General features: G+C 61.9%; 8 protein-coding genes and 1 riboswitch. Of the genes, 2 read left to right on the top strand and 6 right to left on the bottom strand.

The genetic code is table 11. The features are described from left to right. The 4 genes from EN935_RS15600 to EN935_RS15585 all read right to left on the bottom strand — a co-directional run. Positions 1–735, bottom strand: a 735-nt coding sequence (locus EN935_RS15600) for a glycosyltransferase (RefSeq protein WP_245488976.1), incomplete at its 3' end; no start/stop codon positions are given. Between the two features lie 144 nt (positions 736–879). Beyond that, positions 880–1,710 carry a Stf0 family sulfotransferase gene (locus tag EN935_RS15595; RefSeq protein WP_126070689.1) on the bottom strand — a complete coding sequence of 277 codons (831 nt, stop codon included), beginning with the start codon at positions 1,708–1,710 and terminating at the stop codon, positions 880–882. Next, entirely contained in the window at positions 1,659–2,273 is a 615-nt protein-coding gene (gene metW, locus EN935_RS15590; protein WP_023757246.1) for a methionine biosynthesis protein MetW, read from the bottom strand. Before metW ends, EN935_RS15595 begins: the two co-directional genes overlap by 52 nt. 58 nt (positions 2,274–2,331) lie before the next feature. After that, a complete protein-coding gene (locus EN935_RS15585; protein WP_127264072.1) occupies positions 2,332–3,501 on the bottom strand; it encodes a homoserine O-acetyltransferase in 1,170 nt (389 codons plus the stop codon). Positions 3,502–3,610: 109 nt separating this feature from the next. Beyond that, a riboswitch (SAM riboswitch) is annotated at positions 3,611–3,688 on the bottom strand. Between the two features lie 137 nt (positions 3,689–3,825). Between EN935_RS15585 and hisC the strand changes: the two genes are divergently transcribed. Continuing rightward, positions 3,826–4,935, top strand: coding sequence for a histidinol-phosphate transaminase (gene hisC, locus EN935_RS15580; protein ID WP_109671623.1), 1,110 nt, complete (start codon positions 3,826–3,828; stop codon positions 4,933–4,935). A gap of 6 nt (positions 4,936–4,941) precedes the next feature. Continuing rightward, positions 4,942–5,877, top strand: coding sequence for a prephenate/arogenate dehydrogenase family protein (locus EN935_RS15575; protein ID WP_206532373.1), 936 nt, complete (start codon positions 4,942–4,944; stop codon positions 5,875–5,877). Positions 5,878–6,031: 154 nt separating this feature from the next. Here the strand turns inward: EN935_RS15575 and EN935_RS15570 are convergent, their stop codons facing one another. Next, the gene (locus EN935_RS15570) at positions 6,032–6,967 is read right to left on the bottom strand and encodes a sugar kinase (protein WP_109671625.1); all 936 of its coding nucleotides are present in this window, start codon (positions 6,965–6,967) and stop codon (positions 6,032–6,034) included. A gap of 7 nt (positions 6,968–6,974) precedes the next feature. Beyond that, positions 6,975–7,224: DUF2125 domain-containing protein (locus EN935_RS15565; protein ID WP_127373424.1), on the bottom strand; the 250-nt coding region annotated here is incomplete at its 5' end.

Here is a 7,224-nt window from a genome sequence, read left to right as displayed (position 1 = left end):
GGGGCAGATAACCAAGCCCGGCCAGTAAAAGATCCGCCAGCCCCGGGGTGAGTAGTGGTAGACGCGTGCGTTGACATTATGAATTTTGTGGCCTTCGCGCAGCAGTTCGCGCATCAGCAACGTGCAGGAAACCTTGAAGCCATTGTGTTTCGGGAAAGGATGGCTGACGATCCATTCGCGTCGAAACCCTACATTGTTGGCGTTCATCGCCCGCTTCGAGGCAAATCGCCCATCGCCATGAGCCATCGGGAAAAACCAGATCAGGGCAAACGTTCTTGAAAAGAAATCATCGTGCGAAAGATATGTGTATCCGTTTACGCAAATGATTTTTGGATCTTCAAATGGCTTCAGCAAAGCTGACAGCCAGCCTGGTTCCGGCACGACGTCGGAATCGGTCAAGATGACGATGCTTCCGTCCGTTGCCAGTACGCCATTGTTCTTCAGGTCGTAGTATCGGCCGCCAGGGAACGCTGTGAAGACGAGGTCGGAAACTTGACCCAGCTGCGGTGCTTCAGCCGTGATTTTATGAAGCAGCGCGTCTGCATCCGACTCATGCCCACCATGAGAAATAACAACTTTCGGTCGCGCCAGGCCGAGATCAGTGACAGCTACGATTTCCCGCGCCAAGGCCTTCAGTCCAATGCCGATCTCGTCCCAGTCGATGGACTTGGCGTTTTCCATTTCCACAACGAGTGAATATCTTGCGCGTTCTTCAACCATCTCTGCACTGACCATTCATCGTCTAGGTGGCTATATCCGCCGCAACCTAAAGTAAAGCAACCTCTGCCTATCGAGCGACAGCCTTTCGTGAAACGCTCCATTGTCCCACATAATCTTGCATGTTGCCTCTTTGATCAAATCGGAGCGCCAGCCCGGATTTCAAAGAAAGCCGGACCCGCGGTGATTTCTGGTCTGGAACTTTGAGGTGTCGGAATACTGCGACAAGAAGCGTTCCCTCCATTCCGTATTGACGGTGTCCCGTTGGATCTCGAGACCAGAATTGGGGGCTGATGTAGATTCAAATGTGATTTCAGCGTCAACCAGATGCGCGACCTTTACAAGGCTGGCCCGTGGGTTTGCCAAGAGTTCCTCATATGTCAATGACAGGAAAGACAATCCGTTTCTTGCTAGCCAAATGTCCCAGGCCAGATTTTCCAGCATGATTTTTTCAAGCGCCTCCGCGATCGCCGCGCCGTCATAGCGTGGTGAGTTCTGAGCAGCCTCAGTGGAGCGAAATCGACCGGTCTGACGAGCGCGTGCCCAAGAAATTGCCTGACCAAGGAGATCGCGGCGGGTTAAGCGGACATAGCGCAGTCCTGGAAGGCTGGCTGGGAGGTCCACAGTCTTGGCCACCTGGGAAAACTGGCTTGCAAAGAGTTTGACTGCATAAATTCCGGAGGGAGATCGCCCATCCTTTAATGCACGCAAAACCTGAGCACGGGGATCGCGAGGATAGTTCGGCAATTCGAGAACACGGCGGCCGCCGAACCATTCCAGAGGATTGCCAAGCCCGGCGGTTGCCATCAACCCGGCGAGATGGTTGCTGCCACTGCGTGGTGAGGTGCAGATGAGAATCCCGGCTTTTAACCCAGCCAGGATGTCGGAAGGGACTTCAACAGGCAAAGGGCGCCTACGAAAGAGATGCATGGCGAACACAGCTACCGTTTCAGCAAGAACACTGCCTGCTGGCCGAAGAAATTCCAGAACCACCACGGCATCGACAGGCCGATCTTCTGGCCATTGGCGTCGAGCGCCGTCGCCTTCTCCACGGTCGCGCCGAGCTCGTCGCACAGATTGACGAAATCGCGGATGGTGCAGAAGTGGATGTTGGGCGTGTCGTACCAGGAATAGGGCAGGTCCTTGGTCACCGGCATGCGGCCCTGGATGAACAGCGACAGGCGCACCCGCCAATGGCCGAAATTGGGGAAGGACACGATGGCGCGGTTGCCGATCCTGAGCAGTTCGTCGAGCACCAGCTTCGGGTTGCGGGTGGCCTGCAGCGTCTGCGACAGGACGACGAAGTCAAAGCCCTTGTCGGGATAGAATTCGAGGTCCTTGTCGGCATCGCCCTGGATAACCGAGAGGCCGCGCGCCACGCATTCGTTGACGCCGCGCTGCGACAGCTCCAGTCCACGGCCGTCGACCTGCTTGGTGTCCTGCAGCAGTTCGAGCAGCGAGCCGTCGCCGGAACCGACGTCGAGCACGCGCGACTGCGGTGGGATGAGGTTGGCGACGACCTCGAGGTCGACGCGCTGGTCGCGGTTGACACTCATGGCTTCGCCTCCTGCCTGGCGCATGATCCCGATCCGAAAAGTCTGCAATTTTTCGGGGTCATGCGCTGAGCCCTCTCGCCCGGGCCGCCGATCCGATGAAGCCGTTGATGGCGGCAAACAGTTCCGGCTCGTCGAGCAGGAAGGCATCGTGGCCGCGGTCGGTCTCGATCTCGACGAAGGATACCGATGCGCCGGCCGCGTTGAGTGCGTGCACGATCGAGCGACTCTCCTCGGTCGGGAACAGCCAGTCCGAGGTGAAGGACACCAGGCAGAAGCGGGTTCTGGTGCCTGCGAAGGCATCGGCCAACCGACCGCCATGATCGGCGGCGAGGTCGAAATAGTCCATCGACCGCGTCATGTAGAGGTAGGAATTGGCGTCGAAGCGATCGACGAAGGTCATGCCCTGGTGGCGCAGATAGCTTTCGATCTGGAAGTCGGCGTCGAAGCCGAAGGTCAGCGCTTCGCGATCCTGCAGATTGCGGCCGAACTTCCGGTGCAGGGCGGCTTCCGACAGATAGGTGATGTGGGCGGCCATGCGCGCCACCGCCAGGCCCTTTTCCGGGCGTTTGCCGTGCTCGAAATATTTGCCGCCATGCCAGTCCGGATCGGCCATGACAGCTTGCCTTCCGACCTCGTGGAAGGCGATGTTCTGCGAGGAATGGCGCGCGCCGGTGGCGATCGGCAGCGCCGAGAAGACGCGCTCCGGATAGCTCGACGCCCATTCCAGCACCTGCATGCCGCCCATCGAGCCGCCGAGCACGCAAAACAGTTTCTCGATGCCGAAATGGTCGATCAGCATCTGCTGCGCGCGCACCATGTCGCGGATGGTGATGATTGGCAGGTCGAGCCCATAGGGCTTGCCGGTGGCGGGATTGGTCGAGGCCGGTCCGGTGGACCCAAGACAACCGCCGATGACGTTGGAGCAGATGACGAAGAAGCGGTTGGTGTCGATGATCTTGCCGGGGCCGATCAGCACTTCCCACCAGCCCGGCTTGCCGGTCACCGGATTGGTGCTGGCGACATGCTGGTCGCCGGTCAGCGCATGGCAGACGAGGATGGCGTTGGAGCGAGCGTCATTCAGCGTGCCGTAGGTCTGGTAGGCGATCTGGAACGGCGACAGCAGTGTGCCGGCATCCAGCTTGAGCGGCTTGTCGGAGCCAAAACGCAAAACCGGGCTCGACGGTTGGTCGGCCTCGTTGTTGGTTTTGCGGGCGCGCAGAACGGCCATGACATCCATCTCACACTTTGAATCCACGGCACCGCGCTTTCGAAAATCGATGCCGATGTCCGGCCGGTCGCGGACAACAAAAAACCGGCATTGCAGTCGCAAAGCCGGTTACAGGATGCAAACGGCCCTTTAGCAAGTTGTTTAACGTGGCTGCAAGCCGACCGGCCAAATCACCACGGAAGTTCGCACCTCTTCTACGGCTGTGGCGCGCCGGCGTCAACGGCCAGCCTTGGTCCGGTGGCTGTCACCTCTCGACATTGCGGGCCACGGCTTGTATTTCCGCTGCGGCTTCCCTCAGGAAGCGTTCTCGACGGATTTTGCGACATGAGCCAGACACCGGACAAGGCACGTCCAACCCCGCGCGCGGGCATCATGGACATCGACGCCTATGTGCCGGGCAAGAGCACGGCGCCTGCCGGCGTCGCCAAGGTCTACAAGCTGTCCTCGAACGAGAACCCGCTCGGTCCGTCGCCGAAGGCGATCGAAGCCGCGCGTGAAATTGCCGGCAAGCTCGACGTCTATCCCGACGGCACCGCCAGGCGGCTGCGCGAAGCGATCGCCGAGGTGCACGGCCTCAACCCGCAGAACATCATCTGTTCCAATGGCTCCGACGAAATCCTCGGCCTGCTGGCACAGACCTATCTGGCGCCCGGCGACGAGGCTGTCATCACCGAACACGCCTTCATGGTCTACAAAATCTACATCCAGTCGGCTGGCGCCGTTCCGGTGACGATCAAGGAAACAGACGAGCGCGCCGATATTGACGCCATCCTGGCCGCCGTCACGCCGCGCACCAAGATCGTGTTCCTCGCCAACCCCAACAACCCGACCGGCACCTATGTGCCGTTCCAGGAGGTGCGCCGCTTGCATGCCGGCCTGCCCAGGCACGTGCTTCTGGTGCTCGACGCGGCCTATGCCGAATATGTCCGCCGCAACGACTATGAAGCCGGCATCGAGCTGGTCAGCAGCGCCGAGAACGTGGTGATGACCCGTACCTTCTCCAAGATAGGCCTCGGCGGTGCGCGGATCGGCTGGATGTATGCGCCGATGCACATCGTCGACGCCATCAACCGCGTGCGGGGGCCCTTCAATGTCAATGCGACGGCGATCGAGGCCGGCATCGCCGCGATCCGGGACCGCGCTCATGTCGAGCGCAGCGTGACGCACAACGAGACCTGGCTGGCTTGGCTGAGCGAACAGATGACAGGGCTCGGTTTGCGGGTGACGCCCAGCGTCGGCAATTTCATCCTCATTCATTTTCCCGAGGACAAGAAACATTCCGCAGCGGCGGCGGACGACTATCTGACGGCGCACGGCTATATATTGCGGCGCGTTTCCGGCTACGGCTTTCCCAACGCGCTGCGCATGACCGTCGGCACTGAAGAGGCCAATCGCGGCGTTGTCGCCGCTCTCACGACATTCCTGAAAAGCTAGAACACCATGACATCACCGATGTTTGAAAAGATCGCGCTGGTCGGCATCGGCCTGATCGGCTCGTCGCTGGCCCGCGTCATCCGCCGCGAGGGCCTCGCCCGTCACGTCGCCATTTCCACCCGCAGCGCCGCGACGCTGGCGCGGGCTGAGGAGCTTGGGCTGGGTGATTCCTACACGACCGATGCGAGAGAAGCGGTCCGCGATGCCGATCTGGTCATCGTCTCGGTGCCGGTTGGCTCATCCGGCGCGGTCGCCGAGGAAATCGCGCCGGCGCTGAAGCCGGGCGCGATCCTCACCGATGTCGGCTCGACCAAGGCATCGGTCATCGCGCAGATGCAGCCTTATGTGCCGGCCGGCGTCCATTTCATTCCCGGTCACCCACTGGCGGGCACCGAAAAATCCGGCCCCGATGCCGGTTTCGCCGACCTGTTCGACAATCGCTGGTGCATCTTCACGCCGGTGCCCGACACCGATCCGGACGCGCTGGAGAGGCTGTCGGAATTCTGGCGGCGCTGCGGCGCCAACATCGACACGATGGACCCTCAGCATCACGACATGACGCTGGCCATCGTCTCGCACCTGCCGCACATCATCGCCTACAACATCGTCGGCACCGCCGATGATCTGCAGTCGGTGACCAAATCCGAAGTGATCAAATATTCGGCTTCGGGCTTTCGCGACTTCACCCGCCTTGCCGCTTCCGACCCGACCATGTGGCGCGACGTGTGCCTGCACAACAAGGACGCCATCCTCGAAATGCTGGCGCGGTTCTCGGAAGATCTGGCGTCGCTGCAACGCGCGATCCGCTGGGGCGATGGCGAAAAACTCTTCGACCTGTTCACCCGCACCCGCGCCGTGCGCCGCTCGATCATCGAGGCCGGCCAGGACATCGACGTGCCCGATTTTGGCCGTCAGGCGGTCGAACACCCTAAAGGGAGCTGATATTCAGGTGAGGCCGGCCTGCAAATGGCGGATACCTGCGCTTCCCCGTTCCACCGCGTCGCGGTAGAACTGTGCTCACGTACTTCAAGTACGCTCCGCTCCGGTTCTCGGTCTCAGCCATTTTCGACTCGGCCTGACCTGAATCTCAGCTCCCTTAGCCTTGTCGGGATGTCGGCCAGGTCGCAGCGACCATGGCCAGAGTCTCGGCGCGGTCCGGCGCGCCCAGCCTGCCGCCGAAGCGCAGGCATTTGAGCGCGGCGGCCGCACTGGCAAAGCGCAAAGCCTGCTCGACCGGCATGGCTTCCGCCAGCCCGACGGCGAAGGCGCCGTGAAAGACATCGCCGGCGGCCAACGTGTCGACGGCCTTGATTTTCGGCGCCGCGACATGGCGTACACAGCCTGCGGAACGGTCGTGCCACCAGCTCCCCGCCGCGCCGCCGGTCACCGCGACAAAGGCGTCGGTGCGGCTGGCGAGATCGGCGCAAGCCGTTTCCGGATCGAGCGCCTGGCCGCAGACAATGCGCGCCGCCGGCTCCGAAGCGACGATGTGCGTGGCGAGCGGCAACAGCTGTTCCAGGACCTCCAGCCGTGCGGTGTCGGCATCGAGGATCGCCGGACGGCCCATGGCGCGGGCCGCCTTCAGGGCAAGTGCTGCCGCACCCGGCCAGCGGACATCGACCAGTACGGCGTCGAATGCCATGAGGTCAGCGACCGGCAAGGCTTCGGGATCGGCGTGGGCAAGTCTGTCATAGAACGGCACGATGATGCGCTCGCCATGCGCGTCGACCAGGATCGAGGCCAGCGCCGAGCGGGCGCCTCTGACGCGGCGCACAAAGGTGCAATCGACGCCCTCGGCCTCGATGCCGGCGATGAGCTGGTCGGCGACGGCATCGTCGCCGGCACTCGCCCACAGCGATACCTCGGCACCCAGGCGGTGGGCCGCGCAGGCAGCGCTCGTCGCCATGCCCGAGGCGATCTGGACGCCGTCGGAGGCGATGAACTTTCCTTGATGCATGGGCAGTGTCTCGACACGCAGGATGGTGTCCAACGTCAGTGCGCCAACACTCAGCAACCTCACGGGTCTTGCCATGGCAACGCTATTCCACCGGCTTGATCTTGCCCAGCGGAATGAAGCCGAGCGAGGCCTTGCCCTTGACCACCTTCAGCGGCATCGACGGTTCGTTGCCGAGCACCGCCAAGGCAGCAAAGCCCTGCTCGATCTGGCTTTTCTGCTCGGGTATGGCGGCGCCGAGGATCGCCGCCACCGCCTTCGGATCCTTCAGCCTGATCATCAGATCGGCGTTGATAAGGCCCTCGGCATCGACCGACAGCGGTCCCGAAACGGTG

Origin of the sequence: Mesorhizobium sp. M7D.F.Ca.US.004.03.1.1 (assembly GCF_003998635.1) — a bacterium.
In the GTDB taxonomy this organism is placed as follows: Bacteria; Pseudomonadota; Alphaproteobacteria; order Rhizobiales; family Rhizobiaceae; genus Mesorhizobium; species Mesorhizobium loti.
This window is presented reverse-complemented; position numbering and strand designations above follow the sequence as displayed.

Excerpts from the sequence above, each read along its gene's own strand:
- metW (WP_023757246.1), bottom strand. The coding sequence starts at position 2,273 with ATGAGTGTCAACCGCGACCAGCGCGTCGACCTCGAGGTCGTCGCCAAC.
- EN935_RS15570 (WP_109671625.1), bottom strand. The coding sequence starts at position 6,967 with ATGGCAAGACCCGTGAGGTTGCTGAGTGTTGGCGCACTGACGTTGGAC.
- hisC (WP_109671623.1), top strand. The coding sequence starts at position 3,826 with ATGAGCCAGACACCGGACAAGGCACGTCCAACCCCGCGCGCGGGCATC.
- EN935_RS15585 (WP_127264072.1), bottom strand. The coding sequence starts at position 3,501 with ATGGCCGTTCTGCGCGCCCGCAAAACCAACAACGAGGCCGACCAACCG.
- EN935_RS15575 (WP_206532373.1), top strand. The coding sequence starts at position 4,942 with ATGACATCACCGATGTTTGAAAAGATCGCGCTGGTCGGCATCGGCCTG.